The organism is Pseudomonas sp. G3-19, assembly GCF_054855875.1.
Genome location: NZ_JBMPIQ010000003.1, coordinates 3,441,242 through 3,464,825, shown reverse-complemented (window position 1 = coordinate 3,464,825; position 23,584 = coordinate 3,441,242). Strand labels below are relative to the sequence as shown.

Sequence of the window (23,584 nt, the reverse complement as noted above, 5' to 3'; positions counted from 1 at the left end):
GTTGGAATGCGTTACCCCTGTGGGAGCGGGCTTGCTCGCGAAGAGGCCAGTCAAAACAGCGTCAATTCCGGATCAAAGCCCCGGTGTCCAGGTCACCCCAAACACCCACGCCCGACCTTCCTCGCGATAGCCATACTGGTTGCCGTCATAGCTGTACAGCGCACGGCTGTAACTCTTGTCCAGCAGATTCTCGACCTTCAGATCCAGTTTGATCTCGCGATTCAGCGCCCAGTTGCTGCGCAGTCCAAGCGTGCCGTAGCCACCCAACGGCTGGGTGTTGTTCAGATCGTCGTAACTGCCGCTGACCAATTGCCAGCTCGCGCCGACGCCCAACCGGTCAAACTGTCGATCCAGATCCCAACTCATCGTGCGCCGCGCACGACGCGCCAACGTGTGCCCGGTATCGCGATCACGCGGGTCGATAATCGCCACACCGAGATTGCTCTGCCAGCCGAACAGTTCCTGTTTCAGCGCCGCTTCAAAGCCATTGATCCGCGCCGAGGCCACGTTCTCCGGGCGTGAGTTGCTGCCGAAGATGATCGCGTCTTGCAGATCAGTGCGGTAAATCGATGCCTCCAGCCGACTGCTATCGCTCAACTGACTGCGCCATTGCAGCTCATAGCTTTTCGAGGTTTCCGGCTTTAGATCCGGGTTGCTGAAATCCGGGTAGTACAGGTCGTTGAAGGTCGGCGCGCGGAAGCCTTCGCTGTAGCTCAGCAACAGATCGTTGTCCGGGTTCAGCGGCAGGGTAAAAGTGCCGCTCCAGGTGTTCTGGCTGCCGAACTGCTGGTTGTCGTCGTGACGCAGGCCCAGTTCGGTGGAGAAGCTGTCGGCCTGATAACGATGCTGGATGAACGCGGCGCGGTTCCAGCGGCTGTCCTCGTCGAACGCGGTGCTGCTGTTGACCCGGTCTTCGTACCAGTCGCCGCCGAGGATCAGGCTGTTGCGCGCATCCAGAGTCAGGTCGTTCTGCCAGTTCACCGAATCGCGATAGGTGTTGAACACCGTGCGGTCGTCGCTGAGTTTGTCGAGGGTCTTTTCGCGGTTTTCGGTGTGACCGAATTCGACGCGGGTTTTCCAGATTTCGTTGACCCGGGCATCGACGTAGCTGCTGACACTGCTGACGTTGAAGTCGCTGTAGGGCTGCTGTTGCACCGACTCGAAAGTGGTCGTATCGAAGCGGCCGAACGGGTTGTCGAACTCGCTCTTGCCGCGGTTATCCAGCAGGTTGGCGCCGACTTCGATGTCATCGGCCAGCGCATGGCTGAGGCTCAGGCTGACGGATTTATTGCGGTAGGCATCGTGATCGCCGTCGCTGGGATAGGACTCGTGAGTGCGGTCGAGGCCGGCGGTGTCATCGAGGCTGGCGCCCAGGTTGAAGCGGGTCTTGTCATCGCCACCGGACAGGCCGAGGCTGCGTTCCCAGATCTGGTTGCTGCCGAAGCCGACGTGCAAGCGCGGCTGCAGGCCTTGTTCGGTGCCGCGCCGGGTGAAGATCTGAATCACCCCGCCAATCGCATCGCTGCCATAAATCACCGAGCGCGAACCGCGCAACACTTCCACGCGCTCGATCTGGTCGATGTTCAGGTGCTGCAGGTTGCTGTCGCCGGAGGTCGAACTGCCGATGCGCTGGCCGTCGACCAGCACCAGACTCTGCGCCGATTGCGTGCCGCGAATGTAGATCCCCGGCAGGCTACCGCGCCCACCGGCCTGCGCCACCTGCACGCCCGGTACCCGCTGCAGCAGATCGGTGACGCTGCCCGGTTGCAGGCGGTCGATGTCTTCGCGGGTGAACACGGTGTTGGCGGCGCTGCTGTCGTTGCGCGCTTCGACCTGGCGGTTGGCGCTGATCAGCGTGTCAGGCAGCTTCAGGGCCTGATCGCGTTCGAAGCTGTCGGCGAGGGTGCTGGTGGCTGGCAGCAGGAAGAAGGGCAGGGCGAGGCGCGAGAGGTTCATCGGTGTTCCAGTGGATATTTCTGATGTACACAAATCAAATGTGGGAGCGGGCTTGCTCGCGAAGGCGCCGGTTCAGTCAACTCATCATCGACTGAACCGGCGCCTTCGCGAGCAAGCCCGCTCCCACATGGGTATTGCGTGTTACTTGTTGAGCAGTTCCAGACGCTCACGAATCGAAGCTTCGATTCCCGCTTCGTCCAGCCCGCACTCGGCCAGCATCTGCGCCGGTTTCGCGTGTTCGACGTAAATGTCCGGCAAGCCCAGATGCAGCATCGACTTGAGGATATTCTCGCGCGCCAGGAACTCGCTGACCGCGCCACCGGCACCGCCCATGACCGCGTTCTCTTCGATCGTCACCAGCAATTCGTGGTTGCCGGCGATTTCGCGCACCAGTGCCTCATCCAGCGGCTTGACGAAGCGCATGTCGACCACGGTCGCATCCAGCTTCTCGGCGACTTTCAGCGCTTCGGTCAGTTGCACGCCGAACACCAGCAAAGCGACTTTGCTGCCCTGGCGGCGGACGATGCCCTTGCCGATTTCGATCGGCTCGAGATCCTTGTCGATGGTCGCGTTCGGGCCGGTGCCACGCGGGTAGCGCACCGCCGCCGGGCCGTTGTACAGGTGGCCGGTGGTGAGCATTTTGCGCAATTCGTTTTCATCGCTCGGGGTCATGATGACCATGCCCGGAATGCAGCGCAGGTAAGACAGATCGAAGCTGCCGGCGTGGGTCGGGCCGTCTTCGCCCACCAGACCGGCGCGGTCGATGGCGAACAGCACGTCGAGGTTCTGCACCGCGACGTCATGCACCAACTGGTCGTAGCCGCGTTGCAAGAATGTCGAGTAGATCGCCACCACCGGTTTTGCGCCTTCGCAGGCCATGCCGGCGGCGAACGTCACGGCGTGCTGTTCGGCAATCGCCACGTCGAAGTAGCGCAGCGGGAAACGTTCGCTGAACGCCACCAGGTCCGAGCCTTCCTTCATCGCCGGGGTGATCCCGACCAGGCGCGGATCAGCCGCGGCCATGTCGCACAGCCATTCGCCGAACACCGCCGAATACTTCGGCCCGCCGGCCTTTTTCGGCGCAGCGGCCGGGGCGTCGAGCGGTTCGAGCTTGGTGATCGCGTGGTAACCGATCGGGTCGACTTCCGCCGGGGCGAAGCCTTTGCCTTTCTTGGTGACGATGTGCAGGAACTGCGGGCCCTTCAGATCGCGCATGTTGCGCAGGGTGGCGATCAGGGTCGGCAGGTCGTGGCCGTCGATCGGGCCGATGTAGTTCCAGCCCAGCTCTTCGAACAGGGTGCCGGGAACCAGCATGCCTTTGGCATATTCTTCGGTGCGACGGGCGATTTCCCAGGCGCCGGGCAGGCGCGACAGGACTTTCTTGCTGCCCTCACGCATGCTCGCGTAAGTACGGCTGGAAAGAATCTTCGCCAGATAATTGGACAGGCCACCGACGTTGCGCGAGATCGACATGTCGTTGTCGTTGAGGATCACCAGCATGTTGGCGTTGACTTCCGGCGCGTGGTTCAGCGCCTCGAAGGCCATGCCGGCGGTCAGCGCGCCGTCACCGATCACCGCAATCGCCTTGCGATCGCTGTTTTGCAGGCGGGCGGCAATCGCCATGCCCAGCGCTGCGCTGATCGAGGTGCTGGAGTGGCCGACGCCAAAGGTGTCGTATTCGCTCTCGGCGCGACGCGGGAAGGCGGCGATGCCGTCCTTCTGACGCAGGGTTTCCATGCGCTGGCGGCGACCGGTGAGGATCTTGTGCGGATACGCCTGATGACCGACGTCCCACACCAACCGGTCATCCGGGGTGTCGAAGACGTAATGCAACGCGATGGTCAGCTCGATGACGCCCAGGCCGGCACCGAAATGCCCACCGGTCTGGCCGACCGTGTAGAGCAATTCCAGGCGCAACTCATCGGCCAGGGTTTCCAGCTCGGCTTCGCCTAACCGGCGCAGGCCGTCCGGCGTGTTCGCGCGGTCGAGCAGGGGCGTGGTCGGGCGCTTGCGGGGAATCTCATGAAACGTCGTGGGCATCAGGCGAATCGTTATAGGTATAAAAGATGCGGCAGTTTACCTGATGCATCGCCCCCTGCCCACGCGTTGGTCTTTTTTGGCAGGTTGGCGTTCAGTTACGCCGCTCGACGATATACCGGGCCAGGTCGCGCAAAGGCTCGACTGCCGCGTCAAACGGTCGCAGCGCGTGCAGGGCCTGATCGCGCAGTTCCAGAGCGTAGGCTTTGGCGGCGTCCAGCCCCAGCAAGGCCGGGTAGGTCGGTTTGTCGCGAGCGATGTCGGCGCCCTGGCGTTTACCGAGGGTTTCGGTATCGCTTTCGACGTCGAGAATGTCGTCCTGTACCTGGAAGGCCAGACCGATGGCCTGTGCATAAGTCTGCAGGGCTTTGAGTTGATCCTGCTCGGCGCGGCCGCTGGCCAGGGCGCCGAGCTTGACGCTGACTTCGATCAACGCGCCGGTCTTGTGCCGGTGCATTTGCTCCAGCGCTTGCTGATCCAGCTTCAGGCCGACCGAGCCGAGGTCGATGGCCTGACCGCCGACCATACCCGCCGGGCCTGCCGCGTGCGCCAGCGCCGTGACCTGTTGCAGACGGATGTCAGCGTCGAGGCTGCTCAGGCGCGGGTCGAGCAGGGCGCTGAAGGCCAGGCTCTGCAAGCCGTCACCGGCGAGAATCGCGCAGGCTTCGTCGAATTTCTTGTGGGTGGTGGGCTGGCCGCGACGCAGATCGTCGTCGTCCATCGCCGGCAAATCGTCGTGCACCAGCGAATAAGCGTGGATCAGCTCCACCGCGCAAGCCGCACCGTTGGCTTGCTCAGCCTTGCCGCCCAGCGCTTCGCACGCAGCGTAGGCGAGTAGCGGACGTACGCGTTTGCCGCCGATCATCACGCTGTAGTGCATCGCCTCATACAGGCGCGATAGCTCCGGCAGCGGAGCCTTGAAGAGGATTTCCAGTGCTGCATTGACCCGCGCCTGGCTGGTCGCCGAATACTCCGCAATCATTCTGGCTGTTCCGCGTCGAAGGGTTCCTCGGCGAGTTCGCCATCGCGCTCCAGCAGCACTTGCACCTTCTGCTCGGCCTGGGCCAGCGCTGCCTGGCAGTCACGGGTCAGGCCGATGCCCTGCTCGAAAGCGGTCAGCGAGTCTTCCAGCGACAATTCCCCGTTCTCCAGACGCTCGACCAGTGTTTGCAGGTCGGCGAGGGACTGTTCGAAATCCAGTGCAGCTTTTTTGCGGGCCATGGCGGCGATTTCCGGTTGACGTTAAACCGGCGCGACACTAGCAGATAGGGGGTTTATGGGCAAATGAGCGGGGCGCGGCCGACCCTTATCCCCTCACTACAGACGCCAGTGGTCAGTTTGAGGAATCGCCCGGGTAATTGATTTTGTAGCGGGTACTCCGTCCCCCCCCCGGCATTCTTTGCAGGCAGCCCTTTTCCAGCAGTTCCGCCAGATGGCGGGTTGCCGTGGCTTTCGAGACCTTGGCCACCGCTTGATACTGTGCCGCGCTGATGCCGTGCTCGAAGCCTCGTTCTCCACCGTCGAGCAGGCGATTGAGCACTTTACTCTGTTCCATCGACAGTTCGGTTTCACGGTGCGCCTGCCAGAAGCGGGTTTTACCCAGCACACTTTCGATACGCGCGATGGCTTGCTGCAGACTGCGTAAAAGAGTCTGCAGAAACCAGGTGAGCCATTGGGTGACGTCCGGCGTGGCCTTTTGGCTGGCCTCGAGTACTCGGTAGTAGCCGTTGCGGTCATCGAGGATGCTGGCCGACATCGCGTAAAAGCGGATCGCCTGGGCTTCACCTTGCGCCAGCGCCAGATCGGTGATGGTCCGAGTCAGGCGACCGTTGCCGTCATCAAACGGATGCAGCGTGACAAACCAGAAATGCGCAATGCCAGCACGCAGCAACGGATCCAGCGCTGTTTGATGCTGGCTGGCCTCGAACCAAGTGAGAAATTTATCCACCTGCCGTTCGAGACCTTGGCGCGCAGGGGCCTCGAAATGCACAGTGGGACGGTCGAGACGACCGGAAACTACCTGCATCGGTTCGTCACCGCGAAGCGCACCGACATGCATCGACCTTGCGGTGAAGTCGCTTTCCTGATCCGGAAACAGCCATCGATGCCATTCCAGTAATCGCTCCAGCGTCAGTGGTTCAGCGAAGCGCCGGGTGGCGTCGAGCATCAGTTGGGCCAGGCCTTCGCTCCGTTGACTGACTTTATCGCTATCGGGCAACTCCAGCCCCAGGCGTCGAGCCAATGACGAGCGCACCGAGCCGACATTCAACTGTTCACCCTCAATGGCCGAAGAGGTCACGATGTTTTGCAACAGTGCGTCGAGTTCGGTCTGAGCGCTCAGGGAGTTGCCCACGGATCCAGCCATGCCCATCAATTGGCCTTGTGCCTGAACGCATTCACGCAGCAGCGGCGCCAGACGTTCTGCCTGCCAGTTGAAGTCGGGCCAATCCGGCTGCTGCCAGATCCATTGAGTGGTCATCGGTTACTGCCTGTAATAGGGGCGTGAGCCGAATAGAAATGCTATTCGGCTCATTTAGTGAGCCGAATATGACGGCTATTCGGCTCACCGTCTACTTTACGGCGTGATTCCCACCGCAAATCCAGATGTATCCGATTGTTAAAAAACTGCCGAATCGCTAATCTTCGCGCCTTCTACGACCCGCTAGTCACGGGGTCTTTCAGACGAAACGCAGTTTCCACCGCTGTGAAGTACCGAGGATCGGGTGCAAGGTTTCGTTCAGGCATGGCAGGAGGCATTACATGCGTTCATTTCTTTGGCTGCTGATCGGTTTGGCCTGCGCGCCTGCGCTGCTGGCAGCGCCGACTGCCGAGCTGTCGGAACCATCCGGTGGCTGGCGTTATAACGGCTTGCTTGATCGCAGTGAAAACCCGCAAGTCGCCTACCCCACGCCGCCAATCGATCGCGGCATTCAGCGCAATCGCACGATGATTCAGGGCCAGCTCAAGGCCATCGGCAATCAGCGCGGGCCGCACACGCTGGCGGTCAACGGCAATCCATTGAATCTGTACACCGACGATGACGGGCGATTCGCCCGGCCGTATGCGTTCGGCGCGGGTTCCAACAGTGTCGAAGTGCGCAGTGCCGAGGGCCAGTCGCTCAAGCGCGTGCAGTTCTATGAAGCGAACAACCTGCGCACCCCGGCGAAGATCCGTGTGGTGCTCGGCTGGGACGATCCCAAGGCCGAGCTCGACCTGCACATCATCACCCCGGACGGCCAGCACGCGTTTTTCGCCCATACGGCGTTGACCAACGGTGGCGGTCTGGATCCGGATGGCGTCGATGGCCCCGGCCCGGAAATGTTCACCATGACCGCGCCGCTGCATGGCACCTATCTGGTTTACGTCAACTATTGGGGCAACTTCGGCGACGGCGGCTATAACTTCGAGGAGGCCAGCAATCAGAACGAGGTCATCACCTCGCAAATCACGCTGGTGCTCAACGAAAACACGGTCGACGAAAAACGCGAAACGTTCATCGTGCCCCTGCGGGCGATCGGTGATCTGCTGCTGGTCAAGACTTTCAACTATTAAGCATCCCGCTCCACGGATGAACTTCGGGTTTTGTGAACATGAGTGATAACGCTGCTTCTCCGGCCGTCCCGACACCTGCCGGCCAACCTTCCCGGCGCTGGCCGGCGCTGCTGATCGGCCTGGTCCTGGTAGCCGGGGTGGCCGGTGGTCTTGGCTGGCTCCTGCACAAGCCCAAGGTGCCGGCGGCGGCACTTGCCAGCGACAAGCTCGGCCTGAGCCGCCCGGACGCACTGCTGGAAACCCGCTCCCTGAGCCAGTTGCCCAAGGACCTGCTGACGGTGCCGTTCCTCAAGGCTACGCTCACTGAGGATTTCGTCTTCTATTACGAAACCCACGCCGATCGCCTGGGGCTGATCGGCAGCCTGCGCCGGATCATCTACGAACACGACCTGAAGCTGCAGGACAGCCTGATCGAACAGCTTTTCGATCAACCGGCCGACGTCGCGTTGTGGCGCGGTGCGGATGGCCGGCTCAAGGATTTCCTGCTGGTGATGGATCGCGGCGGATTGGCGAAACTGCTCGAACCGTTGGCGAAAGTGGCGCTGGACGATTCGCAACTCAGCGTCTTCGGCAGCCTCAAGGTCGGCAGCGACGAAGTGCCGCTGTACCAGCTCAGCTACAACGCCAGCAAATCGCTGCTGTTCGCGTCGCGCGGCGACAAACTGGTGGTGCTGTCCAACCCGAACAAATATTACGACCCGGCCAACGGCGAGTCCGAGGAGTCCGGGCACGTCTCGCCACAAGCGCTGGCAGCGCTGCTCAACGGCGACAAACTGTTCCCCGAGGCTTTCGGTCTACCGGCCAAGGCGCCGGAGATCAAACAGCGTCTGTCGGTCAATTCCAGCGTCCTTGCGATGGGCTATCAGCGCTTCATCCCGAACTTCGCCGGGCTGCGTTTCGACATGGACGACAAGGGCTGGCACAGCTACCTCGCCATGGACGAACTGGATAATCAGCCGGACTTCGATTTCAAACCGGTGTGGCAAGCCATGCCGCTGGGCGCCAGTGCCTGCGTGACCTTGCCGGTGGCGGCCGAACCGCAGAAACCGCTGCTGGTGAAACTCGGCGCCGACGAAGCGGTGGCGCAGAAACTCACCGAACACGTGGCTGGCGCGGCGGGCCTGTGCTGGTACGCCGATTCGCGGTTGTACACGCCGTTGCTGGTTGCCAGCCTGAAGGACGAGGACAGCGGCAAGCTCGATGGCGATCTGGGCACGTTGTTCGGTTCGATGGTGGGCGCCTACGAGACGAATGTCGATGAACACGCATTCCCGGTGGTCGAGAAACAGGAAGGCCAGAGTCATGTCTGGCAGCGTCAGGTCAGCTCCAACTTCGGCCCGTACGCCGCCAAGACTGCCGAGAATCCGGATGCGATCAGCGGTAAAGCGTTCATGAAAGTCAGCCTCGCCCGTCACGGTTCGACGCTGCTGTTTTCCCTCGACGACAAACTGGTGGACAAGGCTCTCGGTACTCTCGACAAGCGCTTCCCGCCGATGGCTGACGTGCTGCCGAAGGATGTGCTGATGCCGATCTACTTCGGCCCGGATTCGATGGCGCAACTAATGCAGCAGGAAACCCTCGACAGCCTGCCGCAGGACATGGAGCCGGTGTTCTACAACGCCGCGCAAACCTACCTGATCCCGAAACTGCGCACCCTCGGCGGCTACGGCAAATACGCCCTGACCCTGCCTGAAGGCAGCGAGCCTGACGGACACTGGCAATGGCTGCCGCTGGAATGGAAAGCGTTGTGACGGCATTGATCCGCAGCCTCGGCCTGCTCGCGCTACTGCTCAGCGCGGGCGCCCGAGCCGTCGAAACGCCGGCGCTGGATCCGGCGCAGTCCCAGGTGTTCCGCGCCTGGTTCGTGCGCATCGCTCAGGAACAACTGAGCCAGGGCCCGAGCCCGCGCTGGTATCAGCAGGACTGCGCAGGCCTTGTGCGTTTCGCCGCCAACGAAGCGCTGAAAGTCCACGACGACAAGTGGCTGCGCAGCAATGGCCTGTCCAATCGCTACCTGCCGCCGGAGCTGACGCTCAGCGACGAGCAGCGCAAGCTCGCCCAGCAATGGCAGCAGGGCGGCGGCAAGGTCGGGCCGTACGTCAACGCGATCAAACTGATTCAGTTCAACAGCCATCTGGTCAGCCGCGACGTGTCCCAGGCACGCCCCGGCGACCTGATGTTTTTCGATCAGGGCGACGACCAGCACCTGATGATCTGGATGGGCCGCTACATCGCCTATCACACCGGCACGACCACCCCCACTGACAACGGCATGCGTTCGGCAAGCCTGCAGCAACTCATGACATGGAAGGACACCCGATGGATACCCGACGCAGCCAACCCCAACTTCATCGGCGTCTATCGACTGAACTTTCTCTCCCAATGACCGGTGCCCGCATGCTGCGACTCTGCGCTCGAATTCCCCTGCTGCTGGCGCTGTTGCTGCCATTGGCGACCGTCAACGCTGAAGATTCGGTGGAGCCGAGCGGCTACACGCCGGTCGCCGGTGAAAGCTTCTTCCTGCTGGCTGACAGCAGTTTCGCCGCCGACGAGCAGGCAATGGTCCGTCTCGAAGCGCCGGGCCGGGACTATCGTCGTTTCCGCATGGAGCCTTACGGCGGCGCCGACATTCGCGTGTATCGCATCGACAAGCCGCTGGATTTCCTCAAACGTCAGAAGAACCTGCACCGCGTGGTCAGCGACGGTCAGTTCAAGGGCGAAGGCCTGTCCAACACCCTCGCGTACTTGTGGGACAACTGGTACCGCAAATCGCGGCGGGTGATGCAGCGCGCGTTCTCCTACGAGTCGCGCAAGCAGGTCACCGAGGAAGTGCCGGAACTGAAGATGGGCAACGCCATCGCCGCGCCGACGCCGTACGACGCGCAGCCGCAATTCGCGCTGATTCCGGGTCTGCCGGTGGTCAGCCAGTTCCGTTATCCGCTGTGGCAGGCCAAACCGATCCAGCCGCCGGCCGGGGTCAATCTGGCCGGGTCTTCCAGCGAGTTCGTCAGCGTTGCGCCGGGTAACGTGTACATCCCGTTGGGCAACCTGAAGCCGGGCCTGTACCTGGTCGAAGCGCTGATCGGCAAGTACCGCGCGACGACCATGGTGTTCGTTTCCAACACCGTGGCGGTGAGCAAAATTGCCGGCGATGAATTGCTGGTCTGGGCCGCACGCAAACACGAAGGCAGTTCGGTGCCGAAGGTCAATGTGCTGTGGACTGACGGCCTCGGCGTGATGAGCAGCGGTGCCACTGATGCCGATGGTTTGCTGCGGCTGAAACACGTCAGCCCCGAGCGTTCGTTCGTGATTGGCGAGGACGAAGAGGGCGGGGTGTTCGTCTCGGAAAACTTCTATTACGACAGCGAAATCTACGACACCAAACTCTATGCGTTCACCGACCGACCGCTGTATCGCCCGGGGGATTGGGTGTCGCTGAAAATCGTCGGTCGCGAGTTCAAGAATGCTCGGGATTCGGTGCTGCCGGGCGCTGCTGACGTCAACGTCAGTGTGCTTGATGCCACCGGCACCGAGCTGCAACGCCTCGACCTGAAACTCGATTCCAAGGCCGGCACCCAGGGCCGGTTCCAGTTGCCGGACAACGCTGTGGCCGGTGGTTACGAGATCCGCTTCAACTACAAGGATCAGGCCTACAGCAGCGCCTTCCGCGTAGCCGAGTACATCAAGCCGCACTTCGAAATTTCGCTGAATCTGGCCAAGCAGGATTACCGCACCGGCGAGCCGGTGAAGGGCAGTCTGGTGCTGCTGTACCCGGACGGCAAACCGGTGGCCAACGCCAAACTGAGCCTGAGCCTGCGTGCCCAGCAACTGTCGATGGTCGACAATGAGCTGCAATACCTCGGGCAATTCCCGGTGGAGTTGACCAGCACCGAACTGACCACCGACAGCAAAGGCAATGCGAGCCTCGACCTGCCGGCCGCCGACAAGCCGAGCCGCTATATGCTCACCGTGTTTGCCAGCGATGGCGCGGCGTATCGGGTCAAGACCACCAAGGAAATCCTCATCGACCGTGGCGCCGCGAGCTTCCGCCTGAGCGCGCCGCAACGCTTCAGTGCGGTCAACGACAAAGTCGCGTTCAGCTACGCCAACGAAGGTGGCAGCGAGCAGAGCAAAGCGGTGACCCCAAGCAGCTACAGCTGGGTGCGTCTGGAAGACCAGAGCACTGGCGAAGGCAAACTCGCGGCGACTGACAAAGGCTTTAGTCTGGCCTTCGAGCGTCCGGGTACTTACAACCTGACGCTGAAAGATCAACACGGTCGCGTCCTCGGCGCCACCGGCCATTCGGTCACCGGCGACGGCGTCAAAGCGGTGCCGGGCACCGTGGAAATCGTCCTCGACAAGCCCGAGTACAAGGCCGGCGATGAAGCGCTGGCACTGATCACCTTCCCGGAGCCTGTCAGCGATGCTCTGCTGTCGCTGGAGCGCGACAAGGTCGAAGCCACTGCGTTGCTGGCCAAGGGCGGCGACTGGCTGAAACTGGAAAAACTCAGCGACACCCAATACCGCGCGCGCATTCCGGTGAAGGACAACTTCGCGCCGAACCTGACCTTCTCGGTGCTCTACACCAAGGGCGGGCAGTACAGCTTCCAGAACGCCGGGATCAAAGTGATTGCCCCGCAAATCGACGTGGCGATCAGCACCGACAAAGCGGTGTATCTGCCGGGCGATACCGTCACCGTCGACCTGACCACGCAGTTCGCCGGCAAAGCGGTCCCGGCGCATCTGACCGTCAGCGTCGTCGATGAAATGGTCTACGCGCTGCAACCGGAAGTCGCACCGACCATCGACCAGTTCTTCTACCACCCGCGTCGCAATAATGTGCGCACCAGCGCCAGCCTGTCGTTCATCAGTTACGACGTGGCGTTGCCGGGCAGCCCCGGCGCGCCGGGCAAGGCCAACCGCAGCGAACGTGGGGTGAAAGTGCTGGAGCGCCCACGTCGTGAAGACGTCGACACCGCCGCGTGGCAGCCGGAATTGCTCACAGGTGCCGACGGCAAAACCCGTTTCACCTTCAAGATGCCGGACTCGCTGACCCGCTGGCGCATCACCGCCCGGGCTATCGCCGACGACGGCCAGGTCGGGCAGAAGAAGCAGTTTGTCCGTTCGGAAAAACCGCTGTACCTGAAGTGGAGCGGGCCGAGCAAATTCCGCAAGGGCGATCAGCCGCAACTCGGTGTGTTCGCCTTCAGCCAGGCGGAAAAACCGGTCAAGGCTGAGCTGGTCACGCATTACGCTGGCGCCGAACAACGCCTGCCGGTGACCCTGAACAACGGCATCAACTACGTGCCACTGCCAGCGTTTGCGCTGGCGACGGGTGAGTGGACCGCCGAGCTGGTGCAGGACGGCAAAACCGCTGACGCCCTCGCCGTGCGCCTGAGCGCGACCGGTGACGGCTGGCAAGTCACGCAAACCCAGAGCCTCGACGTGGCCAGCGGCGACACCCTGTTGAGCCTGCCGGCCGACGCCACGGACATTCGTCTGCGTCTGGATGACAGTCCGCAAGCGCTGTTCCGTTCCGCGCTCGACGATCTGCTGAGCTACCCGTACGGCGGCGTCGAGCAGACGGCCAGCCGTTTGCTGCCGCTGAGCATCGCTTATCCGTCGCTGGCGTCGAGCCCGCAGATCCGCGATCGCCTGCGCCTGATCATGCAGAACAGCCGCCTGCGTCTGGTGCAAATGGCCGGGCCGTCGGCGAGCTTCACCTGGTGGGGCTTCGACGGCGAGCCGGACGCGTTCCTCACCGCTTACGCCTACTACGCCGACTGGAACGCCAGTCAGGTGCTGGAACTGACCTTGCCACCGGAGCACTGGCAGCGAGTGCTGGAGGTCTACGCCAAGCAAGCGCCGAACACGCCGCTGCTGCAGCGGGCACTGATTCTGTCGTTCGCCAAGCAGATGCACCTGCCGGTGAATACCCTGCTCAGCGGTTTGATGGACGATCTGGCCAAGGCCGGTGAGGGCAATGCCGAAACCCTGATGGACGACGGCGAAGACAGCCTGGTGATGAGCGACCCGGATTCGGCGCTCGGTCTGGCGGCGGCGCGGGTGTTGACCGCGTCGCTGGCCACGCAGTCGAAAGTTGCGTTGCCGGAGGCATTCAACCGTCAGGTTGGCGCTGCGCAACAGCGTCTGGCGGTCAGTTCGCAGCCGTTTGCCGAAGCGCTGAACCTGTCGCTGCAACCGTTTGATCAAGCGCGGGCGACGGCGTTGTTGCAACGTCTGTTGCCACAGCAATCGACCCTCGAACGCGCCCTGGCGCTGAGCTGGTTGCAACGCAGCATCGCCCAGGCCTCGCCGACCATCGCGCTGCTGCCGGGTGAAGGCTGGAAGAAAAACTACGGCGCAACCGGTGAGATGTTCTGGACCTGGCAGGGGGCGACGCCGGTGCCGAATGTGTTGTCGGTGTCCGGTACTCAGGAGCGACCGTTGCGGGCGGCACTGAGCTTCCAGACCCAGCAACCGGCCGTCGATCCAATGGCCGTGACTATCACCCGCCGTTTGTCGCGGCTGGTGCCGGGCGACGAAGCGTTCACTTTCAAACTGGAGCCGGTCGGCAGCAAACCGCTGTCCAGTGACAGCCTGTACCTGGACGAAGTGATCCTCACCAGCAAGGCGCCGAAACCGCTGCGCTACGGCATGCTCGAGGTGCCGCTGCCACCGGGCGCCGACGTCGAGCGCACCACCTGGGGCATCAAGTTGCAGGGCAAGGACGGCACCGAGCCGACCGCGCTGGAAAAGGCGCGCTTCGAACCAGGGCAATTGGCTTATGCGGTGCCGGTGGATGCGCTGAGCGGCGAATTGCGTCTGCGCCATCTGGTGCGGTTCTCGCAGAAGGGTCAGTTCAACCTGCCGCCGGTGCGCTTCACTCAGGTCTACGCGCCGCAGCATCAGGCCCGGGAAGCGAAAGCCGCCCTCGGTCAGGTCACGGTCAACTGACATGAACCGGCCGCTGCTGTGGCTGCTGATGTGTGTGATGCCTGCGCTGGCGACGGCGCAGGATGAGCCGCTGCGGCTGGCGTACAAGGGCGAGTTGCTGTCGTTGAATCACACGCAACTGATCGCCCGCGAGCCCTTGCCGTCGACGCTGGATACGCCGCTGGGCAGTCTGTGGAAATTGTTCGTCTACGCGTGGCTGGTGGATACCGGTGCGCGCGAGCCGGCGTATGAATGTCGCGGGCAGTCAAAGGAAGAGGTTTATTGCTGCTCGGCGGGCGGCAAGATCGAGCGCGATCAGGCGTTGGTCAAATCCTGCGGCTTGTACTTTGAGCCGGCGAGATTGGGCATCGCTGCTGCCGATTGGCGCACCTATTGGCAGGTGCGGCAGGCGCCGTCGTGGTTGCTGGATTTGCCGACCGTGCAACCGGCTACTCGGGTTTCCGTGACGGACTTGCTGAAGGTGTTGTCGGTGCTGCCAGCGCAGGAGCAGATGCGCCGCGTGTTGCTCGACGTCGTGCTGAATGCGGCGGACGGCAATGTCGTCGGCGAACTGGGTGGTCGCCTGCGGGTTAAGACCTGGAGCTGGCTCGGCGATCAGGATCCGCAATCGCGCCAGGGTGGTTTTGCCGGTTGGACGGCGGACGGCTCGCCGATCTGGGCTGGTGGGCGCGGCACCAGTCAGATGGTTTTGCGCCATTACGGGCAGGCGTTGGCGACGGTGCTGCCCACATCGTGGCCGGCGGAAGCAGGGCGTTGCGTTGAGGTCGGTCTGTTTTCGCGTTATCCCGTTTCCCTGGTTCTGGCCGGTGATCGGGTGGTGACTTCGGGCCCATTGCAGGGCGACTACCGCGTCGAATTCGCCAACGGCAACGCGCTGGATATCCACAGCGCCGGTGAGCTGTTTCTGCTCGACGACAAACTGGTCGCCAGACTTGATCGCGAAGAATACGTCGCCCGCGTCCTTGAGCGCGAAGCCAAACCTGAACCCGCCGAAGCTGCCAAGGCACTGGCCGTGGCGATCCGCACCTATCTGCTGCAAAACGCCACGCGCAACGGCGATTGCCTGAGCATCGACGACAGCAGCAACCGTCAGCGCGTCGCTCCGCGTCCAGCTTCCGCCGAGTCGCGCAACATCGCCGCATGGACAGCGGATCTGGTGCTGGCCGGCAGCACCGTCACCTATCACTCCGATCAACCCGGCCCGGACAAACTCGCTTGGCAACAAGCCGTCGAGCAGGCCAACGCCGGCCAGCGCTACGACGCGATTCTGCTGCACGCCTACCCGCGCGCCAGTCTCAGCCGCTGGGACAACCCGGTCGCCTCCTGCGAAGCACTGCCCGCCGCGCAAGACTGGCTGCAAAAGCAGCGCCGCGGCTGGCGTCCGACGCTGGAAAGCGAAACCGGCTACAACGAAGTCAGCTCGTTCGCCGTGTGCAAACTGGCGTTCGGCCGCCCGTTTGTCGATCGCGAACGCCAGCGCATTTACGTGCGCGGCGTGCTGACCCTGCAGGATCGCCTCGACCTGACTCACGAATACCTGCACCTGGCCTTTGAAGCACATCCCAATGGCCAGGATGAAACCTACATCGAAGGGCTCGCCCGTCACCTCTTGCTGGAATAGACCATGACACTCCGTTATCCACAGGTCTTGCTGTTGCTCTGCGCGTTCAATGCATGGCCGATGGCAATGGCCGCTGACAGCGTCAAACTCGACACCCCGGTCGGCGGCTGGCGCACCGGCGCGCCCGAGGGCGAAGGCGAGAACTTCCGCCAGACCGTCAACTACCCAGCCTCTTCGGTCAACACCCCGGTCGGCCAGGCCAACACCGCGCGCATCAGCGGCGAAATCAAAGCCACCCCCAAGAACAAGGAACCGGGCCGACTGATCGTCAACGGCGTCAGCATGCCGCTGAAAATCGACGACAGTGGCCGCTTCGACCGCCCGTTCTCCTTCCCCAACGGCAGCAACAGCGTCGAAGTGCGCAGCCCCGACGGCCAGCAACGCCACCGCACCCAATTCCTCAACGCCAGCGGCGGCGCCACCCCGGCCAAACTGCGCGTGCTGCTCTCCTGGGACAGCGACGGCACCGACCTCGATCTGCACCTGATCACCCCCGACGGCGCGCACATCTGGTACGGCGACCGCGTCGCACCCAATGGCGCCGCGCTCGACGTCGACGTCACCACCGGCTACGGCCCGGAAATCTTCGCCATGCCGGCGCCGATCAAGGGCCAGTATCTGGTGTATGTGAACTACTTCGGCGGGGGGTATCGGGGGGATGATGAAGGCGGGGAGGAGGCGGTGCAGCCGCTGACCACGGCGCAGGTGACGGTGATTACCGAGGAAGGCACGCCAAGCGAGAAAATGGAGACGTTTGTGGTGCCGATGCGGGCGGTGGGTGAACTGACGCTGGTGAAGTCGTTCAGCTATCCCTGAGCAGCAGCCTGCTCAGGGTTGCACTAGAAACCAGGCGGAATATAACCAGGCACGAACGGCACGTTGATGCACTTGCCGTGGATGATCTTTCCGTCCTCGATCCTGAACAGCACGATCTTTTTCGCCTTGTTGACGGTGGCTTCGAGTTTGCAATCGGAACTGTGGCCGACCGTCTGGTAATACTCGGTGTAAACCATGCCGTTACCGGTGTGATTCATTGAAGTACCGGCCGCTTCCGTGGTGGTCCAACTGGACGATTTGTACCAGGTGAGCACAGCCAGATTCTCGCCGTTGGCCCCGGTCTGTTTTTTCATCGAGTCGGGTTTGCCGAACAGATCGAGCGCTTCCTGAACATCGCGTCCTTCCCAGCGCGACTGGGCAATCAAGTGGCAACCATTGATCAGCAAAACAGCGGGCGTTATCAGCAGCGCCAATAACGTTTTAGTCCATGGGTTCATCGTGATTCCCGCCGCTTACTTGTTGCCCAGGATCGAGTCGAGGTTGTCCATCATCTGGCCTTTCTCCTGAATCGGCGCCAGTTTGAAGAACATCTGCTGCATACCCTGAATCATCTGCAGGTACTCCATCTTGCCCAGCGCAATCATGTCCTTTTTATTGGGTGAGCAAACAAACTCGCTGGTGCGCTGCACCCAGAACTCCTTCGGCTGCTGCCATTGGTCGTTAACTTTCAAGTTGCGCATCATGTAAGCGATGCGATCAACCGACTGGCCATTGAGCATTCGGACCTTGTTCGTCGAACACTGAACTTCGAGGTTGTAGGCATCGATCATCGGTTTGCCGGGTTCCTCATAGACCAGCGTCACGGCGACCAACTTGGCCCCCTTGGTGTGCTTCGACGGCACGACTGAAGTGCTGTCGGCGACATACATGATGTTCTTGTGGGGAATACCGTTGCCGTAAATGATCCACCAGTCACCAACAAGCTTCTGCTCCTCTGCCATGGCTGAAGAGGTAGCGGTCAGGAGTGCGGTCAGTAGAACAACGGATTGATTGAGTTTGAAAAACGACGACATGGTGTTGCTCCATTCCTTGGCGCTTTTGTAATGCACAAAAACAGAATGGAAATTTAGTGGTGAGGTCGGGCGCGGGGCAATTAGGGCGGATGTGCTAATGGCTTATTGCGATGCACGTTTCAGTCAGGGCGCGGTAAGAGGGCAAGTACTTTTTGCCCCATTTCATAACGATGTCAGGCCGCTATTTCCGGGCTGAAACTGCTGGATGTCAGACGAGTGATCGCGATTCCTAGTGCCTGATCATCGAATAACTTGTTTTTACGCACCGCAGCTCCGGACCCACCATCCCAGTTCTTCAGTGCTATACGTACCGCAGGAACGGTTGGAGCAATCCTTTCCCGAATCAGCAACCAATCAACGGTCGCCAGCAACTCCATGCCGAAAGGTGACTCAAAACCATCGATCAATTCAGCCGTCCGCTCTAAAGCTTGAGAGTATTCCTTAGCTTCGGTCTTGAGGTAGGTCTGCAAAAACGTTTTGCGATCTTGATCAAACCAAATGACATCGGTGATTCCAGCATCACTGATGCGCTTGTCGCAATGTAGATAGCTGCCATCCAGATTGTTCAGCAGATGCTCCAATCGATTGGCATACGGGCCGAATTTATGAGCGACAAATTTGAGGTTCAGCGGATTCTCAGTACCTGGAATTTTCTCGATTGCGCGTTCAAGAAACCAAGCCAGTTTCTGAATTTCGAGCAGGCTGCATTCCATGCCGAGAACCCAATAACGCCGGACCAGTTCAGCGATCAGTGCGCGTGCCGGAGTGAGTTGCTCAACGCCATCGCGCTTAGCGACATTCAGATACTGACTGGAGGGTTCGAACACTAATACGTCGACATCCAAGTCACCGAGCACTTCTACAATCTGCTCGCGCACTTCAGGCCACTTCAAACCACCGTTACCAGCGCCCAGCGGAGGAACGGCGACGGACTTCACATCGTTTTCAAGCAGAAACCGTCGCAGATCATGCAAGCCTTCAGTTATCCATGCCATTTGCGACGGGTACCGCCAGTGGCGCTTGGTGGGGAAATTCACAATCCAGCGCGGTCCATCGAGTTCGTTGGTGGCAGTCACGTGCATTTTGCCGGTTTCGACATCCCCGGCTTTGCACGCGGCTGCATATAGTCGGTAATTCTGCGCAAAGCGTTCCTTGAACATCAGTGCGATGCCCTTACCCATTACACCCACGGTATTCACCGTGTTGACGAGCGCTTCAGTTTTGGCTTCCAGCAGGTTGCCTTGGGTGAATCTGATCATTGGAAATACCATTTGGGACGCGCATGGACCGGCAACGTCAAGCCTCTAACGGCCACGTCTGCTTCTATGCGTACTTTCATTGCATCGGTGTGGCACATGATGCCCAGTAGTCCCGTAATCGGTAAATGTTGGTGGATCAGCGCCTCAGCCTGATAACGCTCCATTTTGCGAGGGTCGTCAGGATCGCGCTTGAAGTCGCGCCGTTGAAGGATAGACCAATCGATCTGGTCGAGATTCGCCAGATCGCTGTAGTAGTTTGTCCAACTCGGGTAGGCATGAGCGTTTGTGAAGACAAACGGTAGGCCAAGCTCTTCAACGCGATAGAGGCTTGAGACCAGAATCACGATCTCGTCATTGCCGCGTTGTTGAACACTCCAGCCAGAGTGAATGTTCTGCATCATCACCGAGAAGGGTGTGAAATAGAAGGGCACGTAGTCGGCCAGTACGCCTTCGGGTGCGATAGGCACCTGACGGAAACGGCGTTTGTCGATCAAGTCGACGTTGCCGATATTCACGTACTGAGGTGCCTTTGCTTCCGAGTTTGCGCAATGCAGACCGTTGTCCAGAATCCAGGGCAGGTTATCGCGATGGACGATACGCCAAATCAGAGCTTTCTCTGGATTCAGGTTGGTATAGATCATTGATAAAACATTCTCTGGTTCACGCTGGTCTGCACATTAACATCGGCCGCCTGTAATTTAGCTACGCAAAGTGCATCAACTTCTTCGCTGGGGGTGAAGATTTTGAAGAAGGCATCAGGTTTAACAATCCCCGGTGCGAGACACTCTGCCATGCAGATGCTTTTGCAATGAGGATCCAGGTAATCGCGACTGCTCATGACATCCCACTCGATGGCTTCGAAACCCTGTTCGTAATCAAGTAGCTGTATTGAGTCGCCCGCTAACGGGTGGCGTGGAATGACTTTCCAGCCGTATTGCTTGGCTGTTGATCTGTAGACCGAGATCAACACAAATTGTGCCTCTGGCCTATTGCGCTGAACGCTTCCGTCAAATGGATTCTTCGCAAACCAGTGGAAGGGGACGTAGTTGTCGAGCTGCAGAGCCTGCCGCTTTTTCAGGATTTCAGCATCTGCGACGTCTTTGAAACCCGAGAGGCCGGCGCGAGGTTTCAAGCCATCCCTGAAAATCCCATCCAGGTTTTCAACTGAAGTGAGATGGTAGAGAAGCTTCTGATCCTTGATGCTTTTAACGTCCGACATAGTGGTCTCCTTGACCTGCACATCAACCTAAACTGAATTCAGTCCCGGCCTCGCCCCGTGCTGATGTAACCCTCGATCCGTGGGGGTTGGTAGAACAGTTGGTGTGATTCTAGTGTGCCATCATTTTTGGCCACAAGCTCAACATGGAAATTGGTTAGCAGGATCCGTCAGCAAGACCGTTGATCTCACTCGTCATCAAAGTAATCGCGGTCCAGCGTCGGCAGCCGCAACAAGCGCGATGTCACGCCCACCTCATGATCCATCATCAGATGCACCAGCCGCGTGCCGTCTACCAACACAATCCCGTCCACCGATTTGGCGAAGTCGACAGCGTGCGCCGTGAAGCCGGACGTTGTGATGAAAACGCCTCGCTTGGCTTTTTGCCCCGCGAGCGCTCCGTAGAACGCCTGCAGTTCAGGCCGGCCAACCGTGTTCTGCCAGCGCTTGGCCTGAACGTAAACTTTTTCCAGCCCCAATTTATCGAGCGAAATAATGCCGTCGATGCCGGCATCACCGGAACCGCCGACACGTTGCAGATCATTACGACTGGCGCCGTAACCCAGGCGATGAAGCACATCCAGCACGATCACTTCGAAGCGGTTGGGGCTGACTTGCAGCAAGTTATCCAAAAGGTCGGCCGCCGTGGCATCGCGCAATTCTTTTAGCGCTCGCTCCAGTCGGTCGTCGGGGCTTTCGGTGGCGGAGGCCAAATCTGGCTCTACATTTGGTTGGTCATCCAGTGGCTCGGCATCAGGCGCGACCTTCAGCTTCACATTCATGTAACCGATTGCTAAATGCTCCACATCCTTGGCCGACAGTGGAAATGCATGCTCCTTGGCGTACTGCAGGCCTGCATCAGTCAACTTCCAATAACCGCGTTTGGCACTGCTGGAAAGGCCTGCACGCTTGAGACGATCGTGCGCCCAACCTGATCGGTTCTTGTAGGTAGCTTGGCCACTGGCGATCAGTTCTTCGCGCTGTGCTTCGGTCAGTTGCAGCATTTTCGCTGCTGCTTCGTGCGCGTCCCGAGCAATAGCGCCCTCGGGCTTTGTAGCGAGAAAACGCAGGATCGGCTCAATGAACTGATCGTAGGTTGGAACGGACATGGGCGCATCCCTGTGCTGATGGGTGTTTTTTAACTGACTGGCGGGCGAGTATAAATTAACGCTCGCTGAGGATGCCTTCGCGAGTTAGCGCTGGTGCGGTAAAAGCGTAAGTCGCCGTGTCTCGGCTCATTTATATGCCGAAAGGCCGAATAGGATATTTTTTAGCAGGCATTAAAAAGCCGGCTTGTGGCCGGCTTCTCGGGGACTGGCTTGGTTTATTTTTGGTAAACCGCGTCAGCCTTCAAAACGTACACCCGGATCTGCGTCCGGCTGTGGGACTTGGTCAGACGTTGGTCTGCCGCGTCAGGCGTCATCTGAGCCGCGGGAGCGGGTCGATGCGCAAATGTGGGGCGCAGGATACTGAGTTTTGTCGGGGATTCCCAGTCTCAAGTGCGGAATAGAGCCACCGCGGCGGGCAAAAATCGTAATTTGTACTGATTTTCGGGGGCTCTTCGCGAGTAGGTTCGCTCCCACAAGGGGTGGTGCAGGGTTGAAGATCCGTATCCGATCAGAGAAAAGGTACCACCGGTCGGCGTTTGCCCAGGGTCGACCACCAGAATACCCAGCCCAGAATGTGTATGCGCTGCTCATCGATCTGCGCTGCGCGGAAGATTTCGTCCGGGTATTCGGCGCTGTTGTGGCTGCGCAGGCGCAGGGCGTTGCCGGGCATGCGGTGCAGGTATTTGATGCGCAGCATGCCGTCGTGTTCGATGGCGTAGATTTCGCCGTCGACCACCTGGGTCAGGCCGCGGTCGATGCCGACGATGGAGCCGTCTTCGATGCGCTCGGCCATGCTGTTGCCGATCATGTGCGCGCAGATGGCGTCGCTTGGGCGGATTTCCAGTTGGGCGAGATGGGCGCGGGGCAGGCGGACGGTCTGCTCGGGGTCGAGGATGACGTGGGTTTTGTCGGCGCCGGCGCTGAGCGGTGTTTCCTTGAAAAACGGCAGTTCGATGTCGTTGGGGTTGATGATGGAATAGACGCCGTTGACGGACTGCGCGTCGAAGGTGTCGCCGTTGCTGGCAGGCGTTTGCAGGCGGGGTGACTCTTTGCTGCCTTCGCCGGTTTTCAGCCACTCGCTGTTGACCGAGAGCAGGCGTGAGACTTCCTCCATGCGATACGCCGGGACGCCCCGGGTGTACCAGTTATGAATGTTTTGGGCTTCCGTGCCCCAGAACTTTGCGAATCCCGTGGTGGTGATGTTCGCTGCTTCCAGGAGTGCCTTGAATCTTGGACCGCTAGTGTTCTTTCTCATAAACACCGAGTCTACGGCCGTGCCAGAGCGGTTTGAATAAACCGGCTGTTCAAAAAAAGCCTGTATTTTGCGACTGGATGTAAGGCGTGTTTGTGGGAAATCACTCACTTCGAAACTTTTCTGTAGTCCGCGATAAACACACTGTTTAAAGCGGCGTTTCTCAGGCACAAAAAACCCCGGATCAACCGGGGTTTTCTTCAAGCATCATGCAGCCAGCCGGCGCTTAGCCCTTGTAGGCAGCAACCGACTTGGTGATCGCGTCGCGAGCGGCATCAGCGCCAGCCCAGCCTTCGATCTTGACCCACTTGCCTTTTTCGAGATCTTTGTAGTTCGCGAAGAAGTGCTCGATCTGCTGGATCAGCAGCGGTGGCAGGTCGGTGTATTCCTTCACGTCGACGTACAGCTGGGACAGCTTGTCGTGTGGGACTGCGATGACTTTGGCATCGCCGCCGCCGTCGTCGGTCATGTTCAGGATGCCGACTGGACGCGCGCGGATCACCGAGCCTGGAGCAACCGGGTAAGGGGTCACAACCAGCACGTCGAGGGGATCACCGTCGTCAGCCAGGGTGTTCGGGATGTAACCGTAGTTGGCCGGGTAGAACATTGGGGTGGCCATGAAACGGTCAACGAACAGGCAATCGCTGTCTTTGTCGATTTCGTATTTGATCGGCGCGTGGTTGGCCGGGATCTCGATCGCGACGTAGATGTCGTTCGGCAGGTCTTTGCCAGCCGGAATCTTGCTGTAGCTCATTGGGCGTTGCCCCCGTAGTTG

The 23,584-nt window shown here is 60.4% G+C and carries 19 protein-coding genes; 6 read left to right on the top strand and 13 right to left on the bottom strand.

Annotated features, from left to right (window positions below; all coding sequences use genetic code 11):
* Positions 1-72: 72 nt before the first annotated feature.
* From ACOYXI_RS15905 to ACOYXI_RS15885, 5 genes are all read right to left on the bottom strand, one after another.
* Positions 73-1,956, bottom strand: coding sequence for a TonB-dependent receptor domain-containing protein (locus tag ACOYXI_RS15905; RefSeq protein WP_461675047.1), 1,884 nt, complete (start codon positions 1,954-1,956; stop codon positions 73-75).
* Positions 1,957-2,097: 141 nt separating this feature from the next.
* A complete protein-coding gene (gene dxs / locus ACOYXI_RS15900) occupies positions 2,098-3,996 on the bottom strand; it encodes a 1-deoxy-D-xylulose-5-phosphate synthase (RefSeq protein WP_247840993.1) in 1,899 nt (632 codons plus the stop codon).
* A 91-nt stretch (positions 3,997-4,087) separates the two neighbouring features.
* Positions 4,088-4,975 (bottom strand): (2E,6E)-farnesyl diphosphate synthase, encoded by an 888-nt coding sequence (ispA, locus tag ACOYXI_RS15895; RefSeq protein WP_461675046.1) that lies wholly within the window; start codon positions 4,973-4,975, stop codon positions 4,088-4,090.
* Positions 4,972-5,214, bottom strand: coding sequence for an exodeoxyribonuclease VII small subunit (locus ACOYXI_RS15890; RefSeq protein ID WP_003228627.1), 243 nt, complete (start codon positions 5,212-5,214; stop codon positions 4,972-4,974). The genes ispA and ACOYXI_RS15890 overlap by 4 nt, the downstream gene beginning before the upstream one ends.
* A gap of 112 nt (positions 5,215-5,326) precedes the next feature.
* Positions 5,327-6,472 carry a Fic family protein gene (locus ACOYXI_RS15885; protein WP_461675045.1) on the bottom strand — a complete coding sequence of 382 codons (1,146 nt, stop codon included), beginning with the start codon at positions 6,470-6,472 and terminating at the stop codon, positions 5,327-5,329.
* A 281-nt stretch (positions 6,473-6,753) separates the two neighbouring features.
* Between ACOYXI_RS15885 and ACOYXI_RS15880 the strand changes: the two genes are divergently transcribed.
* Genes ACOYXI_RS15880 through ACOYXI_RS15855 form a run of 6 tightly spaced genes read left to right on the top strand, consistent with a single transcriptional unit; the run spans position 6,754 to position 16,939 of the window.
* Complete coding sequence (locus tag ACOYXI_RS15880; RefSeq protein WP_096796324.1) at positions 6,754-7,545, top strand: YfaP family protein; 792 nt, start codon at positions 6,754-6,756, stop codon at positions 7,543-7,545.
* 38 nt (positions 7,546-7,583) lie between these two features.
* A complete protein-coding gene (locus ACOYXI_RS15875; RefSeq protein WP_461675044.1) occupies positions 7,584-9,296 on the top strand; it encodes a DUF2138 domain-containing protein in 1,713 nt (570 codons plus the stop codon).
* Positions 9,281-9,931 (top strand): DUF1175 domain-containing protein, encoded by a 651-nt coding sequence (locus ACOYXI_RS15870; protein ID WP_139054454.1) that lies wholly within the window; start codon positions 9,281-9,283, stop codon positions 9,929-9,931. Before ACOYXI_RS15875 ends, ACOYXI_RS15870 begins: the two co-directional genes overlap by 16 nt.
* Entirely contained in the window at positions 9,928-14,502 is a 4,575-nt protein-coding gene (locus tag ACOYXI_RS15865; RefSeq protein WP_461675043.1) for an alpha-2-macroglobulin family protein, read from the top strand. The genes ACOYXI_RS15870 and ACOYXI_RS15865 overlap by 4 nt, the downstream gene beginning before the upstream one ends.
* A 1-nt stretch (position 14,503) precedes the next feature.
* Entirely contained in the window at positions 14,504-16,123 is a 1,620-nt protein-coding gene (locus ACOYXI_RS15860) for a DUF2300 domain-containing protein (protein ID WP_461675042.1), read from the top strand.
* Between the two features lie 3 nt (positions 16,124-16,126).
* Positions 16,127-16,939 (top strand): YfaP family protein, encoded by an 813-nt coding sequence (locus tag ACOYXI_RS15855; protein ID WP_041064922.1) that lies wholly within the window; start codon positions 16,127-16,129, stop codon positions 16,937-16,939.
* 23 nt (positions 16,940-16,962) lie between these two features.
* On the opposite strand, the gene ACOYXI_RS15850 is transcribed toward ACOYXI_RS15855, so the two are convergent.
* The 8 genes from ACOYXI_RS15850 to ppa all read right to left on the bottom strand — a co-directional run bounded on the left by ACOYXI_RS15850 (position 16,963) and on the right by ppa (position 23,563).
* Positions 16,963-17,397, bottom strand: a complete 435-nt coding sequence (locus ACOYXI_RS15850; RefSeq protein ID WP_047296849.1) for a hypothetical protein — start codon at positions 17,395-17,397, stop codon at positions 16,963-16,965.
* Positions 17,398-17,412: 15 nt separating this feature from the next.
* On the bottom strand, positions 17,413-17,973 hold the full coding sequence (locus tag ACOYXI_RS15845; RefSeq protein ID WP_223007251.1) for a hypothetical protein: 561 nt from the start codon (positions 17,971-17,973) through the stop codon (positions 17,413-17,415).
* A gap of 173 nt (positions 17,974-18,146) precedes the next feature.
* On the bottom strand, positions 18,147-19,232 hold the full coding sequence (gene darG, locus ACOYXI_RS15840) for a type II toxin-antitoxin system antitoxin DNA ADP-ribosyl glycohydrolase DarG (protein WP_223007250.1): 1,086 nt from the start codon (positions 19,230-19,232) through the stop codon (positions 18,147-18,149).
* Positions 19,229-19,873 carry a type II toxin-antitoxin system toxin DNA ADP-ribosyl transferase DarT gene (darT, locus tag ACOYXI_RS15835; protein ID WP_096796317.1) on the bottom strand — a complete coding sequence of 215 codons (645 nt, stop codon included), beginning with the start codon at positions 19,871-19,873 and terminating at the stop codon, positions 19,229-19,231. The genes darG and darT overlap by 4 nt, the downstream gene beginning before the upstream one ends.
* Entirely contained in the window at positions 19,870-20,451 is a 582-nt protein-coding gene (locus tag ACOYXI_RS15830) for a DarT ssDNA thymidine ADP-ribosyltransferase family protein (RefSeq protein ID WP_098965796.1), read from the bottom strand. The genes darT and ACOYXI_RS15830 overlap by 4 nt, the downstream gene beginning before the upstream one ends.
* 185 nt (positions 20,452-20,636) lie before the next feature.
* Complete coding sequence (locus ACOYXI_RS15825; protein ID WP_461675041.1) at positions 20,637-21,557, bottom strand: restriction endonuclease; 921 nt, start codon at positions 21,555-21,557, stop codon at positions 20,637-20,639.
* 508 nt (positions 21,558-22,065) lie between these two features.
* Positions 22,066-22,812, bottom strand: coding sequence for a S24 family peptidase (locus ACOYXI_RS15820; protein WP_027612915.1), 747 nt, complete (start codon positions 22,810-22,812; stop codon positions 22,066-22,068).
* Positions 22,813-23,035: 223 nt separating this feature from the next.
* A complete protein-coding gene (gene ppa / locus ACOYXI_RS15815; protein ID WP_008052339.1) occupies positions 23,036-23,563 on the bottom strand; it encodes an inorganic diphosphatase in 528 nt (175 codons plus the stop codon).
* Positions 23,564-23,584: the final 21 nt, after the last annotated feature.

Coding starts and splice junctions, on each gene's coding strand:
- ACOYXI_RS15905 (WP_461675047.1), bottom strand. CDS start 1,956: ATGAACCTCTCGCGCCTCGCCCTGCCCTTCTTCCTGCTGCCAGCCACC.
- dxs (WP_247840993.1), bottom strand. CDS start 3,996: ATGCCCACGACGTTTCATGAGATTCCCCGCAAGCGCCCGACCACGCCC.
- ispA (WP_461675046.1), bottom strand. CDS start 4,975: ATGATTGCGGAGTATTCGGCGACCAGCCAGGCGCGGGTCAATGCAGCA.
- ACOYXI_RS15890 (WP_003228627.1), bottom strand. CDS start 5,214: ATGGCCCGCAAAAAAGCTGCACTGGATTTCGAACAGTCCCTCGCCGAC.
- ACOYXI_RS15885 (WP_461675045.1), bottom strand. CDS start 6,472: ATGACCACTCAATGGATCTGGCAGCAGCCGGATTGGCCCGACTTCAAC.
- ACOYXI_RS15880 (WP_096796324.1), top strand. CDS start 6,754: ATGCGTTCATTTCTTTGGCTGCTGATCGGTTTGGCCTGCGCGCCTGCG.
- ACOYXI_RS15875 (WP_461675044.1), top strand. CDS start 7,584: ATGAGTGATAACGCTGCTTCTCCGGCCGTCCCGACACCTGCCGGCCAA.
- ACOYXI_RS15870 (WP_139054454.1), top strand. CDS start 9,281: ATGGAAAGCGTTGTGACGGCATTGATCCGCAGCCTCGGCCTGCTCGCG.
- ACOYXI_RS15865 (WP_461675043.1), top strand. CDS start 9,928: ATGACCGGTGCCCGCATGCTGCGACTCTGCGCTCGAATTCCCCTGCTG.
- ACOYXI_RS15860 (WP_461675042.1), top strand. CDS start 14,504: ATGAACCGGCCGCTGCTGTGGCTGCTGATGTGTGTGATGCCTGCGCTG.
- ACOYXI_RS15855 (WP_041064922.1), top strand. CDS start 16,127: ATGACACTCCGTTATCCACAGGTCTTGCTGTTGCTCTGCGCGTTCAAT.
- ACOYXI_RS15850 (WP_047296849.1), bottom strand. CDS start 17,397: ATGAACCCATGGACTAAAACGTTATTGGCGCTGCTGATAACGCCCGCT.
- ACOYXI_RS15845 (WP_223007251.1), bottom strand. CDS start 17,973: ATGTCGTCGTTTTTCAAACTCAATCAATCCGTTGTTCTACTGACCGCA.
- darG (WP_223007250.1), bottom strand. CDS start 19,232: ATGATCAGATTCACCCAAGGCAACCTGCTGGAAGCCAAAACTGAAGCG.
- darT (WP_096796317.1), bottom strand. CDS start 19,873: ATGATCTATACCAACCTGAATCCAGAGAAAGCTCTGATTTGGCGTATC.
- ACOYXI_RS15830 (WP_098965796.1), bottom strand. CDS start 20,451: ATGTCGGACGTTAAAAGCATCAAGGATCAGAAGCTTCTCTACCATCTC.
- ACOYXI_RS15825 (WP_461675041.1), bottom strand. CDS start 21,557: ATGTCCGTTCCAACCTACGATCAGTTCATTGAGCCGATCCTGCGTTTT.
- ACOYXI_RS15820 (WP_027612915.1), bottom strand. CDS start 22,812: ATGAGAAAGAACACTAGCGGTCCAAGATTCAAGGCACTCCTGGAAGCA.
- ppa (WP_008052339.1), bottom strand. CDS start 23,563: ATGAGCTACAGCAAGATTCCGGCTGGCAAAGACCTGCCGAACGACATC.